Below are 15,004 nucleotides of genomic sequence, written 5' to 3'. Positions count from 1 at the left end.
GTCGATCATGCCCCGGCCCGTGGCGGGGTGGCGGCCCGGGCGTCCCTTGCGGGGTCTCTACAACGTTGTAATACTCGGCTGGTCCCGTCAGGAGGTTCGATGAGGTCCCACTCCACCGCGCCCGCGCCGCGCACCGACCAGCCCGTCGCCCCCGTCGAGGACGAGGAGGTTCCGCTGGCGGCGCTCGGCGACCTCTACCGGGACGGCATCACCGCATGCCGGGGCGCCTTCGCCGTGGACTGGGTGGACCGGGTCGGCGAGGACGTCGAGGCCGCCTTCCGGGAGGCCCGCTCCCGCCCCGACGGCGCGGTCGGCCGCGGCCCGCAGCGGTGGTACGTGGAGATCCACCCCGAGCAGCTGCGCGGCTTCGTCGACCTGGTGACCCACCCGTGGGTGGTCTCGGTGTGCCGGGCCGTGCTCGGGCCCGACTACCAGATCGTCGAGCTCGGTTTCGACATCCCGTTTCCCGGCGCGGCCATGCAGCCGTGGCACCGGGACTTCCCGATGCCGGAGGACACCCGCCGGCAGCGGCGGCTGACCTCGCTGGCCTTCAACCTGACCACGGTGGACACCGTGGAGGAGATGGGTCCGTTCGAGATCGCCCCGGGCACCCAGTGGGACGACGGACGCGACTTCGACCACCAGATGTTCCCGCCCAGGGACCGCCACCCCCGCTACGCGCAACGGGCCGTCCGCAAGTATCCGCGGCGCGGCGACATCTCCGCCCGGTCCGCGCTGACCATCCACCGCGGCACGCCGAACGTCTCCACCCTGCCCCGCCCGGTGCTGGTGCTCGGCGTCGACGCGCCGGGAGCGGGCAACGCCGCGCACCACGACATGGCGGTCACCCGGGGGTACTGGGCGGGCCTGCCCGAGCAGGTGCGCGCCCACCTGCCCTGCCCGGTGGTGGACGCCCTGACGCCGATCCGGCAGAAACACACCATCGAGGGCCTGGTGATGGGCGCGGAGTGACAGTCGGCTCGCCGGGCCTAGGCGGCGTCGCGGCGCAGCCACCGCTGCCGGGTCAGCGCGTACTCCACCTCGCCGTGCTCCGCGCCGTCGATCGGCTCCGGCCAGTCCCCGACGTACGTCCGCACGAGCCGTAGCCCGGACTTCTCCATGACCCGACGCGACGCGGCGTTGACGGACATCGTGTTCGCGGTGACCCGCTGCACGCCGAGCGCGGTGAAGCCCTCGTCGATCAGCGCCCGGCAGCCCTCGGTGGCGAGGCCGACGCCCCAGGCGGAGCGGCGCAGCCGGTAGCCCAGCTCCACCTCGCGGGCGTCGCCCTCGCGGGTCGGGCGGAACTCGAACCAGCCCAGGAAGTCGCCCGAGCCGCGGCCCAGCGCCGCCCACCACCCGAGCCCCGGCGGTCGCCGGTAGTGGGCCAGGATCCGGGGCAGGACGCGCTCCCGGACCGCCTCGGGCGGGGTGGGGCGCCCGCCGGTCAGGTACCGCATCACCTCGGGGTCGCCGTCCAGCTCGACGAGCAGGTCGACGTCGTCGGCGGTGAACTCGCGCAGCACCAGCCGCTCGGTGCCCAGGAAGACGCTCACCCGCCCATCCCACCGGCGCGGGCGGATGACCTCAAGCGAATTGCGGGCCGACGGGCCGACGGCCCGAGGGGCACCACCGGCACGCCGGTCATGATCGACGGCCTAGACTCGCCCCGGCCGACGCGTCGGCCTCGGTCGGCGGCGGGACGGACGGATCAGGCGGATGACGGGCACCGGTGGTGGGGACGGCTCCTGGCTGCGCGCGGTCGCCGGGGACGGTGGACGCGGCCCGCTGCTCGCCCGGGGCGGCCAGCTCGTGCACGGCCCCCGCCGGCTCGGCGAACTGGTGCAGGGGCGTCCGCCGGGCGTCACCGGCAGCCAGTGGAGCACGGCCAGCCGGGAGGGCTACGACCTCGTCGTCTGCGCCGCCGACACGGCCCGGCCGGTCTTCGCCGTCGAGGTCGGCCCCGTCGCGGCCCCCGGCTCCGCCGCGCAGCGGGTCGAGCGGCTGAAGAACGCGGTCGCCGAGGCGGTCGGCCTGGCGGTGCTGCGGATCGGGTCGCCGACGCTGCGGGCCGGGGAGCACGGGCGCCGGATCGTGGCGTACGTGATCGACGCGCGCGCGTACGCGGCCCCCGGCGCGGGGGAGCCCGACGACACGGGGGTGCCCCCGGTCGGCTTCCGCGACATCCTCGGTCGGCTGCCCGACGGGCGGACCGGGCACGTCAACGACCTCGGCGCCCTGGCCCGGGCCGCCGCCGTCGAGGCGTACGTGTCGCGGCGGCTGGCCGACCCGATCGTGCGGGGGCTGCACGTGCGCTGGACGGGCGGGCCCGCCGAGGGATGGAGCTGGGTGCGGGTGCGCCCCGACGCCTGCCTGGTGGAGCGGGTGACGGTGCACCCCCAGCGCGTCTCCGCCGGGGTGGATCCGGGACGGCTGGCTGAGGACCTGGCGGCGGTGGCCGTCGGGGAGCGGCTGCGCGCGCTGGACGCCGCCGAGGCGGTCCTGACGCCCTGGGACGGGTTGCTCGCCGAGATCCGGGGACTGGAGTCCCGGCACGACGAGATGACGGGCGGCTTCGCGTTCGCCCACCTCTGCGCGGACTGACCCGCCCCTCTCCGGCGCGCCACCGGTCACCGGCCCGGCACACGTCACCGGTCGACGCCGGGCCCCGCCCGGATTCCCCGAATCGCGTTGAACCTTCGCGCCGGCCGTCCCGTACTCCTGCGGGAATGGACAGGATCTCCCCGACCGCGCCGCGCGGCGCGGAAGACGGTGCGGAAAGGGCATCGTCGGTCATCGACGTGCCACCTGGACGCCGCGACGGTCGCCGTCGGGCGCGCCCCGCAATTCCGTCGGTCCGCCGAGGTCTCGAATCAACTACCGGATCGCGAAGGAGAGCAATTCGATGCGCAGGTCCACACGGGCGCGCCGGTCATCCGGTAGCGCGCGGAGCAAGCGACTGCTGGCCGTCGTCGGCACGCTCGCGGTCTTCGGCGGGATCGTCGCCGTGACCCAGATCTCGTCGGCCGAGGACCGGCGGCCGACCAGCACCCGACCGGCCTCCGCCGCCTGCGTGGAGCCGAGCCCGGGCGCGACCGCGCCGAGCGGGCGGGGCACCAGCCGGACCTGGCAGGACGGCCGCTGGGTGCGCAACCACTGGGGGGACGGGCAGCAGTCGGTCGCCGAGTGCGAGCAGACGCGCGGTGGCGGCGCCGACAACGGCGGCTCGGCCGTGGCCTGCCCGGACGTGGCCGGCCGGCTGCCGCGGGTGCCCGACCGCGCCCGCGCCGAGGTCGACCGGAACCTGAACCTGCTGCAGGCCCAGATCGCCGAGGCGGACCGGCGGCTGGCCGCCGAGGGCCGGCGGGGCGAGGAGTTCGTCCGCACCTCGATCCTCCAGCCGCTGGCCGGCAAGCGCCGGGCGACGCTGGAGCGGATCACCATCGCCATCGACCGGGTGGGCCCCCGGCCGCAGGGCCTGGCCCGGCTCGCCGAGTGCCAGGTGGCGCCGACCGGCAACAACAACGGCGGTGGGAACAACGGCGGTGGGAACAACGGCGGTGGGAATGGTGGGCCCGGCGCCGGGCTGGGAGTGATCGCGAACGACTGCGAGGACAGCCGGTTGCAGCCGCACGACGGTTTCCAGAACGGCAACCGCTGCGTCAGCACCGCGTTCGGCGAGGTGGGGCCCGCAGCCGACAATCCGTCGCTGCTGATCACCGATTTCCCCGACCGGGTCGGGTCGAACCAGCCGTTCACCCTCCGGGTCTCCACCCGCAACCTCGTACGGGACCGCTTCCTGGCCGCCGGGCAGGGCGGGTACTACGTGGAGAGCTCGCTGCTCAACGAGCAGGGACTGGTGCGGGGCCACTTCCACACCGCCTGCCGGATGCTGGGCAGCCTCCGGCAGCCGCCGCAGCCGCAGGAGGTGCCGGCGTTCTTCGTCGCCACCGAGGACAGCCGTGGTGGCGCCGAGCCCGACGACGTGACCATCCAGATCCCCGGGCTGCCCGGATCCGGCACCGCCCAGTGCGCGGTCTGGGCCGGCGACGGCTCGCACCGGGTGCCGATGATGGAGCGGGCCAACCAGACGCCGGCCTTCGACGTGGTGCGCATCCAGGTCGGCTGACGACCGCTGCGGGGTTGTCCGGGCGCACCCCGGCGGCCCCGTCAGCGGCGCGGTCACGTCAGCGGCGCGGTCACGCCAGCGGGCGGTCACACCAGCGCCGCGGCCTCGCGCGGGGCGGCGGGCGCCGCGGCGGCCCGCAGGGCGGTGATCCGCCGGGCCCGGGGCCGCACCGCCAGGAGGTTGCCGGCGGCCACCAGCAGGGCCAGCCCGAACAGCCCCAGCCAGAGGACGTCGGTGGAGAACCGGGCGGCGACCAGGCCGCCCAGCGTCGGCCCGGCGAAGCTGGCGAAGGCGTGACCGAGCGAGTAGACGCCCTGGTAGCGGCCGCGCTGGGCGGCCGGCGCCAGGTCGGCGGTCAGCGCCGAGTTCGACGGGGTCATCAGCATCTCGCCGAGCGTCCAGACGGCCACCGTGAGCGCGTAGAACCAGACGGCGTCGGCCAGCGCGGTCAGGGCGAAGCCGGCGCCGATCACCACGACGGCCACGGCGACGGTGCGGGACCTGTCGAAGCGGCCGATCAGGCGGGGCACGAAGAGCTGCCCCAGCACGATCATCAGGCCGTTGACCGCGATGACCGGCCCGAACGCCGACGCCGGCAGCCCGTCGGCCTGCAACGCCACCGGCAGCATGGCGCTGCTCTCGATGCAGAGCCAGGCCAACCCGGTGAGGGCCGTGAAGGTCAGGAAGACCCGGTCCCGCAGCACGGTGCCGAGCCCGCCGGAGTCGACGCGGGCGACCTGCGCGACGGCCACCGGGGCGGGGCGCGACTCGGGCACGGTCAGGCCGATCAGCGCGGCGGTGCCGAGCAGCACCGCCGCGTTGATCGCGAACAGCAGCAGCGGCTCGACCCGGACCAGCAGGCCGGCCACGGTCGCGGCGACGGCGAACCCGATGTTGATCGCCCAGTAGTTCAACGTCAGCGCGCGCAGGCGGTCCCGTTCGCCCACCACGTCGATGACGGTCGCCGTGAAGGCCGGCCGGGCGACGCCCAGGCAGAGCCCGAGCAGCAGGGTGAGGGCCGCGATCGCCGCGGGGTGCCCGCTCAGGCCCAGCGCCAGCGCCGCCGCCGCGGCGGCCACGTTTCCGGTCAGCATGGCGGGCCGTCGCCCCCACCGGTCCGCGACGATCCCGCCGAGCACGCCACCGGCCGCGCTGCCGGCTCCGTGCAACCCGATCACGATCCCGGCGTACGCGGGACTGAGGCCGCGTACCGACACCAGGTAGACGCCGAGGTAGATGGCGACGAAGCTGCCCAGCCGGTTGATCAGCGTGGCCGACCAGAGGTACCAGAAGACGCGGGGCAGTCCCCCGGCCGTCTGGCTCCACCATCGCGTCATCCGCCACCCCCGAGATCCGCACCGGTAATGCTCGACAAAGCTGTCGCTCATTACACTCGGGAAGTGTGGCGTCCCGGCTGCGCGCCGGGGTGATCGTGGCGATGATCACGCTCGCCGCGCTGGTGAACGGGCCGTTGTCGGCCGATCCGAAGCGACCCGGCGACCCGCCGATGGTCGAAGTGCAATCGTGGCGGGCCGGGAATGGGCCCGCCGACGGGCGCGGGTCGTGCGAATGGACGGGCGTGGGAAAAGACCGGCGGGGCCGCGCTGATTCCTCAGCGTGACCCCGCGCGAGCCCGAGCGTGAGCCCGGTGCCGGTCAGCGGTTCTTGTACGCCTCCACGACCTCGACCGGGATGCGGCCGCGCTCGGAAATCTTGTAGCCGTTCTTGGTGGCCCATTCCCGGATGGCCCGGTTCTGCTCGCGGTCCATTCCCGAGCCGCCCGGCGTGCCTGCCCGCCGAGGTGCCCGCCCGGTGTCGGCGGTCCCGCGACCGATCCGCCGGCCAGCGTTGATGTACGGGTCGAGGGCCTTGCGCAGCACGCCCGCGTTCTCGTCGGAGACGTCGATGGTGTATGCCACCCCGTCCAGACTGAACTCGACGGTCCGGTCGGCCTTTCCACCGTCGAGGTCGTCGGTCAGGACCGTGATTACTTTTCTCGCCATCGTCAATTACTCCCTGTGTGGGGCGGGGTGTGGTCAAAGTTTGACGTATCCCACGGCTAATCCGCAACAATGCGCGTCGTCCTCATTTCGGCGCGTCGCGTTATCGCGGGAAAACGGCTTGGCGCAAAGCCCGGGCTCAGTCGCCGAGCAGCCCTGCGTGACCGGCGAGCGCCGCCGCCTCGGCCCGGGTGGAGACCCGCAACTTTCGCAGCAGCGCGGCGGTCATCCGCTTCACGGTGCGTTCCGAGACGTGCATCCGTTCGGCGATCTCGACGGTGCTGCGGCCCGCAGCGATGGCCCGGAGCATCGCCCGTTCCTCGTCGTCCAGATCGACCGGGGCCGCCCGGCCGGGCCGCAGCAACGCACGGAGCAGGTGCCCCGGCAGCACCGCCCAGCCGTCGAGGACGGCCAGCAGCGGGGGCAGCAGCTCCTCCGGCTCGGCGGTCTTGGGCAGGAAGGCCTCGGCGCCGGCGCGTAGCGCCTCCAGGGCGGGAGCCGGGTCCTCCGCGCCCGACATGGCCACCACCCGCACCCGGGGCGTGGTGCGCCGGATCGCCGCCACGGCCCGGATCCCGCCCGGGGGCGGCATGTGCAGGTCGACCAGCGCCAGGTCGGGCAGGCAGCGGCCGACCAGCGAGGCGGCGGCCGACGCGTCGCCGGTGGAGCCCACCACCTCCGCCCGCCCGTCGGTCGTGGCCGGCAGCAGCAACTCCAGCCCGCGGACGAACAGCGGGTGGTCGTCCACGACAGCCAACCGGACGACGGGGGGAGCGGGCATGCCTGGTCCGTTCCCGAGCGGGTACCGATCATGCGGCCGAACGAGGGAGGTCGGGCGGATGCGCGGACGGCACGGGGGGCGGGGCCCGTTGCGGCTGCTCCGGTGGGCGGGGCCCGAACCCGGTCCGGCCGACCCGGCGGCCCTGGACACCGACCCGGAACTGCTGCTGCGCGTGCTCTGCCACGAGTTCCGCACCCCGGTCAGCGCCCTCACCTCGCTCACCCGGGCGCTCGCCGACGAGCGGCTCCCGCTCACCGGCGACGACCGGCGCGCCATCACGGCGCTGGCCCACGAGCAGGCCGTACACCTGCAGGGCCTGCTGCGGGACGCTGCCGCCGGCACCGGAGCCCTCGCGCCGGCGGCGGATCCGGCGGCGCCGTTGGCGCAGGTCCTGCGCGGTGCGGCGGCCCTCGTGCCCCCGCACCGGCGGCTGACCGGTGTGACGCGGCGGGCCGGGAGCTGCCCGGTGCCGCGGCGGCGGACCCGGCAGGTGGTGACCAACCTGGTGGAGAACGCGCTGCGGCACGGGCCGGCCGAGGGCCGCGTCGGCATCCACGCCGCGCTCGGCCGCTGCGGTCTGCGCATCGTCGTCACCGACGAGGGGCGGGTCGACCCGCCCCTCGTCGAGGCGCTGCGCCGGCCCGCTCCCGGCGCCGGGGCCTCCGGGCTGGGGCTGTGGATCGTCCGGCGGCTGCTCGCCGCCGACGGCGGACGGCTGCGCCTGCACCGGCTGCGACCGCGCGGGGTGGCCCTCGAGGTCGTGCTGCCGGCGTTCCCCGCGACAGGTTGACCCCGCCGGGCCGCCGGTTGGCCCGATAGGGCCGGCCGTCGCGGGAACCGCCTCGGTGACAGCCCGACCGGCACCGAGGAGGACACGTGTTCAGCCACATGAAGGATCTGCAGTTCGAGGCCAAGCCGGATGGCCCGGACGCCGCGTTCGCCCGCCGGCTCCAGGAGGTCCTGGGCGGCAAGTGGGGCGAGATGACCGTCGCCAACCAGTACCTCTACCAGGGCTGGAACTGCCGCCTGCCCGGCAAGTACAAGGACCTCTTCCTCGACGTCGGCACCGAGGAGATGGGCCACGTCGAGATGATCGCCACGATGATCACCCGGCTGCTGGAGAACGCGCCGCTGTCGTTGCAGGAGGCCGCCGCCGACAACCCGATGGTGGGCGCGATCTACGGCGGGTCGAACCCGGCGCACTTCATCCACGGCGGCGGCGGAGCGCTGCCGGTGGACAGCGCTGGCGTGCCCTGGAACGGCAACTTCATCACCGCCAGCGGCAACCTGATGGCGGACTTCCAGCTCAACGTCACCGCCGAGGCGCAGGGCCGGCTCCAGGTGGCCCGGCTGTTCAACATGACCGACGACCCCGGGGTCAAGAACATGCTGCGCTTCCTGCTGGCCCGCGACACCATGCACCAGAACATGTGGATGGCGGCCATCGAGCAGCTCAAGGAGGACGGCCTCGAGGAGATGCCGGTGCCCGACGCGTTCCCGGACTCCAAGGAGTTCACCGAGCAGTTCAGCTACACGTACCTGGACTTCTCGCCGGGCACCGACGCGTCGGAGGGGCGCTGGGCGTCCGGGCCGGCCCCCGACGGCAAGGGCGAGTTCCGCTACGACCACAGCCCGCGCGCGCACGCGCCCGAGCCGGTCCTGCCGCCCGGCGACCCGCGGCTCTACGGCACGAACCCGGGCCTCGCCAAGGGCGCCGTCAACAAGGTCAAGAGCAAGCTCACCTGACGCCGTCGCGCCGGGTCGTCCGCGAGCGGCGGACGGCCCGGCGGCACCGTACCGGAGGAGGTGCGCCGTGACCGAACTCGTGCTCCGCCCGCTCGCGGACGCGTTCATGCAGGTGGGTGTCTACGTCGCCGTCATGGTGGCGCTCTTCGGCTGGCTGCGCTGGCGCCACGGCGACCGGGTCACCGACGGGCTCACCAGCCGGCCCCGGCTCGGTCCGCTGGTCGGCGCCCTGCTGGGCGTCAGTCCCGGCTGCGGCGGGGCGATCATCCTGATGCCGCTGTACGCCCGGGGGAAGGTCTCCTTCGGCACCGTGGTCGCTGCCCTGGCGGCCACCATGGGGGACTCGTCGTGGGTGGTGCTCGCCTGGAACCCCGTGTTCGCCCTCAAGATCCACGCGCTGCTCTTCGCGGTCGGCCTGGTGACCGGCTACGTCGTCGACGCGCTCGGCATCGACCCGGCCCGCGCGGTCCACCACCGGGTCGCCGCCGCGCCCGCGCCGGTCGGCCTGGCCGCCGCGGGCGGGCCGGACCTCGCCGGCTCGCGGCGGCTGCTCGGCGGGCTGCTGCCCCGGGTGCCGGCGTCCACGGCGTTCTGGGGGCTGACCACGCCGGCGTTCGCGGTGTCGGTGCCGGTGGTCTTCCAACTGGTCGACCCGGGCGCGCTGACCCGCTCCTTCGGTGGCGTCGACCCGTACCTGGCGCTGGGGGTGCTCGGCACGCTCACCGCGGCGCTGATCTTCGCCGGAGGGCGCGGGAAGCTGGCCGACGACAGCCTGGAGACCGCGCAGCCCCGCTCGCTGCGGGAGACGTTGCGGCACAGCGCGCACGAGGCGTCCTTCGTCACCGTCTGGGTCGCCGTGGCGTACCTGGGCTGGCAGGTGGTGACCACCACGACGGGCTTCGACGGCTCCCAGCTCGCCCTCACCGGGCTCGTCGGCGTGCTGGTCGGCGCCGGCATCGGCCTCATCCCCGGGTGCGCGGTGCAGATCGTCTTCACCGGCCTGTACGTCAGCGGCGGCCTGCCGCTGCCCACCCTGGTCGCCAACGCGATCAGCCAGGACGGCGACGCGCTGATCCCGCTCGCCGCGCTGCGCCGGCACTCGGCGGCGCTCGCCACCGTCGTCACCACCGTGCCGGCGGCAGCCGTCGGCGCCGCCCTGCTCGTCCTGCTCTGATCCCGTACGGAGGGGAGATCCCGATGTCCGTCGCGATCCCGATCGCCCGCACCCGTCGCAAGCTCCTCGCCTTCGCCGTGCTGACCGGCGTCGCCGCGGTGGCCGGCCTGCCGGGCTGGACCGTCGCCGCGCTGGCGCTGACCTGCCTGGCGATCCCGCTCGCCGTGGCGGCCGCCGGGGGCGCCGGCCTGGCGCGCGAGCTGCTGCGCCCGCAGCGCCGTCCCACGCGCGGAGGTGGTCTGGGTCACAGCCCGGAACAAGGGGAACGATTTGTTACTTGAGTTGGACACGCTCAACTCAACGCGATAGCAGGTGTTCGATGGCAACTCTCCCGGTACTTCCCCTGACCGACGCCGTGCTCCTGCCCGGCATGGTCATCCCGGTGACCCTCGACCCGACCACCCAGGCCGCCGTCGACGCGGCCCGCGCCACCGGTGACCACAAGCTGCTCGCCGTGCCCCGCCTCGACGGCGAGTACGGCCCCGTCGGCGCGGTCGCCACCATCGAGAAGGTCGGCCGGCTGCCCAGCGGCGAACCGGCCGCCGTCATCCGCGGCCTGTCCCGCGCCCGGATCGGCTCCGGCGTACCCGGGCCCGGCGCGGCCCTCTGGGTCGAGGCGACCGAACTCGACGAACCCGCCCCCGCCGGCCGCGCCCGCGAACTCGCCCGCGAGTACCGCGCCCTCATGACGTCCGTGCTCCAGCAGCGCGGCGCCTGGCAGGTCATCGACGCCATCGAGCGGATGACCGACCTCTCCGAGCTGGCCGACTCGGCCGGCTACGTCTCCTGGCTCAGCCTCGCCCAGAAGACCGAGCTGCTCGCCGCGCCGGACGTCACCGCCCGGCTGGAACTGCTCGTCGGCTGGGTGAAGGCACACCTGGCCGAGCAGGAGATCGCCGAGCAGATCAGCACCGACGTCCGCGAAGGGCTGGAGAAGTCCCAGCGGGAGTTCCTGCTGCGCCAGCAGCTCTCCGCCATCCGCAAGGAAATCGGCGAGGACGAGCCGGACGGCTCCGCCGACTACCGGGCCCGCGTGGAGACCGCCGACCTGCCCGACAAGGTCCGCGAGGCGGCGCTGCGCGAGGTCGGCAAGCTGGAACGCGCCAGCGACGCCTCCCCGGAGGCGGGCTGGATCCGGACCTGGCTCGACACGGTGCTGGAGATGCCGTGGGGCACCCGTACCGAGGACGACACCGACCTGGCCGCGGCCCGCGCCGTGCTCGACGCCGACCACGCCGGCCTGGCCGACGTCAAGGACCGCGTCCTGGAGTACCTCGCCGTGCGCAACCGGCGGGCCGAGCGCAACCTCGGCGTCGTCGGCGGCCGGGGCTCCGGCGCGGTGCTCGCCCTCGCCGGCCCGCCCGGCGTCGGCAAGACCAGCCTCGGCGAGTCGATCGCCCGTGCGCTCGGCCGCAACTTCGTCCGCGTCTCGCTCGGCGGCGTCCGCGACGAGGCCGAGATCCGCGGCCACCGGCGCACCTACGTCGGCGCGCTGCCCGGCCGGATCGTGCGCGCCCTGCGCGAGGCCGGCTCGATGAACCCGGTCGTGCTCCTCGACGAGGTCGACAAGCTCGCCGCCGGCTACTCCGGCGACCCGGCCGCCGCCCTGCTCGAGGTGCTCGACCCGGCGCAGAACCACACCTTCCGCGACCACTACCTCGAAGTCGACCTCGACCTCTCAGACGTGCTCTTCCTGGCCACCGCCAACGTGGTGGAGGCCATCCCCGGGCCGCTGCTGGACCGGATGGAGCTGGTGACCCTCGACGGGTACACGGAGGAGGAGAAGGTCGCCATCGCCCGCGACCACCTGCTGCCCCGGCAGCGGGAGCGGGCCGGACTCACCGCCGAGGAGGTCGGCGTCGCCGACGACGCCCTCGCCCGGATCGCCGGCGAGTACACCCGCGAGGCCGGCGTGCGACAGCTCGAACGGTCCCTGGCGAAGATCCTGCGCAAGGTCGCGGTGACCCTGGCGACCGACCCGGCGCCGGTCCGCGTCGACACCGGCAACCTCGCCACCTACCTCGGGCGGCCGAAGTTCACCCCGGAATCGGCGGAGCGGACGGCGGTGCCCGGCGTGGCCACCGGCCTGGCCGTCACCGGCGCGGGCGGCGACGTGCTCTTCATCGAGGCCACCAGCATGGAGGGCGAGCCGGGGCTGACCCTTACCGGCCAGCTCGGCGACGTCATGAAGGAGTCGGCGCACATCGCGCTGTCGTACCTGCGCTCCAACGGGCGCCGGCTCGGACTCGACCCGAACGCCCTCGCCGGACGGCGGATCCACCTGCACGTGCCGGCGGGCGCGGTGCCGAAGGACGGCCCCAGCGCCGGCATCACCATGGTCACCGCCCTGGCCTCGCTGGCCAGCGGCCGGCCCGTGCGGCCCGAGTTCGGGATGACCGGCGAGGTGACCCTCTCCGGCCGGGTGCTGCCCATCGGCGGGGTGAAGCAGAAGCTGCTCGCCGCCCACCGGGCCGGCCTGACCGAGGTGATCATCCCGGCCCGCAACGAGCCGGACCTCGACGACCTGCCCGCCGAGGTCCGGGAGGCGCTGACCGTGCACACCCTGGCCGACGTCGCCGACGTGCTCGCCCTGGCGCTGCGCCCGGCCGACGCCGACACCCGCCCCGACCCGGCCCTCGCCGCCGCCTGAGGTGTAAGGAAGGGCCCCCTGCTAACGCCTGGTGCATAGCAGGGGGCCCTTCCTAACGTGCGGGTCAGCGGCGGTCGCGGCGGTCGAAGTCCCGGTCGCGGCGCTCGCGCCGGTCGACCCCGTCGAAGCGGCGCTCGCCGCCGCCGTCGCCGTCACGGTCCCGGCGTACGGTCGCCTTGCGGCCCTTGATGGTGCTGCCACGCAGCCCGGCGATCACCTCGTCGGCGACGCTCTGGGGCACCTCCACCAGCGAGAACCGGTCGGCGATCTCGATCGAGCCGATGTCCCGGCCGCTGACCCCCGTCTCGCCGGTGATCGCGCCCACCAGGTCCTGCGGGCGGACCCCGGCGCGCCGGCCCAGCCCGATGAAGACCTGGGTGGTGCCCCCGGTGCGGGGCCGGGCACCGCCCCGGCGCTCACCCCGGCCACCGGCCTCCGGCCGCCCCTCACGCGGGCCCCGGACGGGGACCTGGGGGATCTCCTCCTCGTCGTCCGAACCCGGCGACGTCGCCTCGTGCGCCAGCTTCACCGCCGCGAGGGCCACCTCCACCAGGTCGAACTCGTCGGTCAACGACTCCACGATCGCCCGGTACGGGTCGAGGTCGTCCTCCAGCAGGCTCTCCCGCAGGGCGCCCTGGGTCAGCTCCAACCGCCGGGTACGCATGTCCGCCACCGTCGGGATCTTGTCGATGGCGATGCGCTGACCGGTGACCCGTTCGATGGTCTTGAGCATCCGGTGCTCGCGCGGCTCGGCGAGGGTGATCGCCACGCCCTCCCGCCCGGCCCGGCCGACCCGGCCGATGCGGTGCACGTACGACTCGGGGGCCGACGGGACGTCGTAGTTGACCACGTGGGTGAGCTGCTCGACGTCCAGGCCGCGGGCGGCCACGTCGGTGGCCACCAGCAGGTCCGCGGTGCCCGTGCGCAGCCGGCCCATCACCCGGTCGCGCTGCTCCTGGCTCATCCCGCCGTGCAGCGCCTCGGCCCGGTAGCCCCGGCCGTTCATGGTCTCGGTGAGCCGGTCGACCTCCTCGCGGCTGCGGCAGAAGACGATCGCCGCCGTGGGGGACTCGACGTCCAGCACCCGGCCCAGCGCCGCCGGCTTGTGCGCCCGGGCGACGATGTACGCGCTCTGCCGTACCCGGGGTGCCTCGCCGGCCACGGGCTGCTCGCGGGCGATGAGGATGCGTACCGGGTCGGTCAGGTGCTTGCGGGCCAGCCCGTCGATGCGCGCCGGCATCGTCGCCGAGAAGAGCACCGTCTGGCGCTGCTCCGGCGCGTGCTCCAGGATCGCCTCGATGTCCTCGGCGAAGCCCATGTCGAGCATCTCGTCGGCCTCGTCGAGCACCACCGTGGCCAGCGAGCCCAGGTCGAGGGTGCCCCGGGCGATGTGGTCCAGCGCGCGGCCCGGGGTGGCGACCACGACGTCGACCCCGAGGTCCAGGGCGCGCAGCTGCCGGCCGATCGGCTGCCCGCCGTAGATCGGCAGCACCCGCGCGCCCAGGTCCTTGCCGTAGCGGTGGAACGCCTCGGAGACCTGCACGGCGAGCTCGCGGGTGGGCACCAGCACGAGCGCCACCGGGGCGCCGCCGGGTCGGTCGTCGGGCATCCGCTGCAACAGCGGCAGCGCGAAGGCGGCCGTCTTGCCCGTACCCGTCGCGGCCTGGCCCAGCAGGTCCCGACCGGCCAGCAGGGGTGGGATGGCCTCCCGCTGGATCGGAGTGGGCTCCTCGTAGCCGAGGGCGTTCAGCGCGCCCAGCAACTCGGCGCGTAGTCCGAGGTCCGCGAAGGCGCTCGTGTCGTCGAGGGTGTCGGGGCCGGGCTCGGTGGGCGGGTCGTGCCGTACGGGTGCGGAACTCATGCCGTCAAGCTTTTCATCACCGCCGCGACGCCGTTTCGCCGACCGGCACAACGAGCGCCCGCGCGGGTCCGGCGGGCGCCCGTCGCCGTGCTCCGGCGGGCTAGCCTGGCGGCGTGCGTACGGTCGAACTGGTCTGCTCGCCCGACCTGGAGGCCGCCGTGCGCGGCGCCTGGGAGCGGCTGGCCGCGGTGGGGCTGCCCAGCCTGGCCCGCAACGCCCACCCGACGAACCGGCCGCACCTGACCCTCGCCGCGGTCGACGAGTTCCCGCCCGGCACGCAGCGGCGGCTGGCCGACCTGTTCGACGCGGGGTTGCCGCTGCCCGTGCGGCTGGACCGGATCGCGGTGCTCGACGGCAGCGCCCCGCTGGTGTGGCTGGTGCACCCGTCGCCGGAGTTGACCGCACTGCACGCGTCGGTCTGGGACGTCCTCGCCGCGGCCCCGGGACAGCGTCCCTGGCACGCTCCGGGGCGCTGGCGCCCACACCTGAGCCTGGCGCTGCGCTTCCGCGACGCCGATCGCCGGCTGGCCCGCGCGGTGGCGGGCGTCGACCGCCCCGACGGGGCCTTCGTCGCCGGGCGCAGTTACGACGGACAGAGCCGGACGGTCAGCCCGCTCGGCGGCGCCGGCCGCCGCACGTGACCGCCAGGCCCCGCCGCCGGAC

General features: G+C 74.7%; 15 protein-coding genes. 10 read left to right on the top strand and 5 right to left on the bottom strand.

Features of this window, described 5'->3' with window-relative positions:
• The first annotated feature begins 99 nt into the window (after positions 1-99).
• Positions 100-972 carry a phytanoyl-CoA dioxygenase family protein gene (locus RM555_RS08430; protein ID WP_311411196.1) on the top strand — a complete coding sequence of 291 codons (873 nt, stop codon included), beginning with the start codon at positions 100-102 and terminating at the stop codon, positions 970-972.
• Between the two features lie 17 nt (positions 973-989).
• Here the strand turns inward: RM555_RS08430 and RM555_RS08425 are convergent, their stop codons facing one another.
• Complete coding sequence (locus tag RM555_RS08425; RefSeq protein ID WP_311411195.1) at positions 990-1,556, bottom strand: GNAT family N-acetyltransferase; 567 nt, start codon at positions 1,554-1,556, stop codon at positions 990-992.
• 163 nt (positions 1,557-1,719) lie between these two features.
• On the opposite strand from RM555_RS08425, the gene RM555_RS08420 reads away from it, so the two are divergent.
• Together RM555_RS08420 and RM555_RS08415 are read left to right on the top strand one after the other, a co-directional pair.
• Positions 1,720-2,604 (top strand): PDDEXK family nuclease, encoded by an 885-nt coding sequence (locus RM555_RS08420; RefSeq protein WP_311411194.1) that lies wholly within the window; start codon positions 1,720-1,722, stop codon positions 2,602-2,604.
• A gap of 301 nt (positions 2,605-2,905) precedes the next feature.
• Positions 2,906-4,129 (top strand): hypothetical protein, encoded by a 1,224-nt coding sequence (locus tag RM555_RS08415; RefSeq protein WP_311411193.1) that lies wholly within the window; start codon positions 2,906-2,908, stop codon positions 4,127-4,129.
• An 86-nt stretch (positions 4,130-4,215) separates the two neighbouring features.
• Here RM555_RS08415 and RM555_RS08410 read toward each other — a convergent pair whose 3' ends face one another.
• Positions 4,216-5,466 (bottom strand): MFS transporter, encoded by a 1,251-nt coding sequence (locus tag RM555_RS08410; protein WP_311411192.1) that lies wholly within the window; start codon positions 5,464-5,466, stop codon positions 4,216-4,218.
• A 65-nt stretch (positions 5,467-5,531) separates the two neighbouring features.
• On the opposite strand from RM555_RS08410, the gene RM555_RS08405 reads away from it, so the two are divergent.
• The gene (locus RM555_RS08405) at positions 5,532-5,750 is read left to right on the top strand and encodes a hypothetical protein (protein WP_311411191.1); all 219 of its coding nucleotides are present in this window, start codon (positions 5,532-5,534) and stop codon (positions 5,748-5,750) included.
• A 34-nt stretch (positions 5,751-5,784) separates the two neighbouring features.
• Here the strand turns inward: RM555_RS08405 and RM555_RS08400 are convergent, their stop codons facing one another.
• Both RM555_RS08400 and RM555_RS08395 read right to left on the bottom strand, forming a co-directional pair.
• Positions 5,785-6,132, bottom strand: coding sequence for a histone-like nucleoid-structuring protein Lsr2 (locus RM555_RS08400; protein ID WP_132234604.1), 348 nt, complete (start codon positions 6,130-6,132; stop codon positions 5,785-5,787).
• A 136-nt stretch (positions 6,133-6,268) separates the two neighbouring features.
• Positions 6,269-6,910, bottom strand: a complete 642-nt coding sequence (locus RM555_RS08395) for a response regulator transcription factor (protein ID WP_311411190.1) — start codon at positions 6,908-6,910, stop codon at positions 6,269-6,271.
• A gap of 58 nt (positions 6,911-6,968) precedes the next feature.
• Between RM555_RS08395 and RM555_RS08390 the strand changes: the two genes are divergently transcribed.
• The 5 genes from RM555_RS08390 to lon all read left to right on the top strand — a co-directional run bounded on the left by RM555_RS08390 (position 6,969) and on the right by lon (position 12,480).
• A complete protein-coding gene (locus RM555_RS08390; RefSeq protein ID WP_311411189.1) occupies positions 6,969-7,700 on the top strand; it encodes a sensor histidine kinase in 732 nt (243 codons plus the stop codon).
• Between the two features lie 86 nt (positions 7,701-7,786).
• Entirely contained in the window at positions 7,787-8,656 is an 870-nt protein-coding gene (locus RM555_RS08385; protein ID WP_132234598.1) for a manganese catalase family protein, read from the top strand.
• 67 nt (positions 8,657-8,723) lie between these two features.
• Complete coding sequence (locus RM555_RS08380) at positions 8,724-9,830, top strand: putative manganese transporter (protein ID WP_311411188.1); 1,107 nt, start codon at positions 8,724-8,726, stop codon at positions 9,828-9,830.
• A 23-nt stretch (positions 9,831-9,853) separates the two neighbouring features.
• Entirely contained in the window at positions 9,854-10,111 is a 258-nt protein-coding gene (locus RM555_RS08375) for a hypothetical protein (RefSeq protein WP_311411187.1), read from the top strand.
• 38 nt (positions 10,112-10,149) lie between these two features.
• The gene (gene lon / locus RM555_RS08370) at positions 10,150-12,480 is read left to right on the top strand and encodes an endopeptidase La (protein ID WP_311411186.1); all 2,331 of its coding nucleotides are present in this window, start codon (positions 10,150-10,152) and stop codon (positions 12,478-12,480) included.
• 64 nt (positions 12,481-12,544) lie between these two features.
• Here the strand turns inward: lon and RM555_RS08365 are convergent, their stop codons facing one another.
• Positions 12,545-14,341: a DEAD/DEAH box helicase gene (locus RM555_RS08365; protein ID WP_311411185.1), complete on the bottom strand. Its 1,797-nt coding sequence runs from the start codon at positions 14,339-14,341 to the stop codon at positions 12,545-12,547.
• Between the two features lie 113 nt (positions 14,342-14,454).
• On the opposite strand from RM555_RS08365, the gene RM555_RS08360 reads away from it, so the two are divergent.
• Entirely contained in the window at positions 14,455-14,982 is a 528-nt protein-coding gene (locus RM555_RS08360; RefSeq protein ID WP_311411184.1) for a 2'-5' RNA ligase family protein, read from the top strand.
• Positions 14,983-15,004: the final 22 nt, after the last annotated feature.

This window comes from Micromonospora reichwaldensis (assembly GCF_031845925.1).
In the GTDB taxonomy this organism is placed as follows: Bacteria; Actinomycetota; Actinomycetes; order Mycobacteriales; family Micromonosporaceae; genus Micromonospora; species Micromonospora reichwaldensis.
This window is presented reverse-complemented; position numbering and strand designations above follow the sequence as displayed.

What these genes read in the sequence shown, in the direction of transcription:
- RM555_RS08430 (WP_311411196.1), top strand. Translation starts at nt 100, where the DNA reads ATGAGGTCCCACTCCACCGCGCCCGCGCCGCGCACCGACCAGCCCGTC.
- RM555_RS08420 (WP_311411194.1), top strand. Translation starts at nt 1,720, where the DNA reads ATGACGGGCACCGGTGGTGGGGACGGCTCCTGGCTGCGCGCGGTCGCC.
- RM555_RS08415 (WP_311411193.1), top strand. Translation starts at nt 2,906, where the DNA reads ATGCGCAGGTCCACACGGGCGCGCCGGTCATCCGGTAGCGCGCGGAGC.
- RM555_RS08410 (WP_311411192.1), bottom strand. Translation starts at nt 5,466, where the DNA reads ATGACGCGATGGTGGAGCCAGACGGCCGGGGGACTGCCCCGCGTCTTC.
- RM555_RS08400 (WP_132234604.1), bottom strand. Translation starts at nt 6,132, where the DNA reads ATGGCGAGAAAAGTAATCACGGTCCTGACCGACGACCTCGACGGTGGA.
- RM555_RS08395 (WP_311411190.1), bottom strand. Translation starts at nt 6,910, where the DNA reads ATGCCCGCTCCCCCCGTCGTCCGGTTGGCTGTCGTGGACGACCACCCG.
- RM555_RS08390 (WP_311411189.1), top strand. Translation starts at nt 6,969, where the DNA reads ATGCGCGGACGGCACGGGGGGCGGGGCCCGTTGCGGCTGCTCCGGTGG.
- RM555_RS08375 (WP_311411187.1), top strand. Translation starts at nt 9,854, where the DNA reads ATGTCCGTCGCGATCCCGATCGCCCGCACCCGTCGCAAGCTCCTCGCC.
- lon (WP_311411186.1), top strand. Translation starts at nt 10,150, where the DNA reads ATGGCAACTCTCCCGGTACTTCCCCTGACCGACGCCGTGCTCCTGCCC.
- RM555_RS08365 (WP_311411185.1), bottom strand. Translation starts at nt 14,341, where the DNA reads ATGAGTTCCGCACCCGTACGGCACGACCCGCCCACCGAGCCCGGCCCC.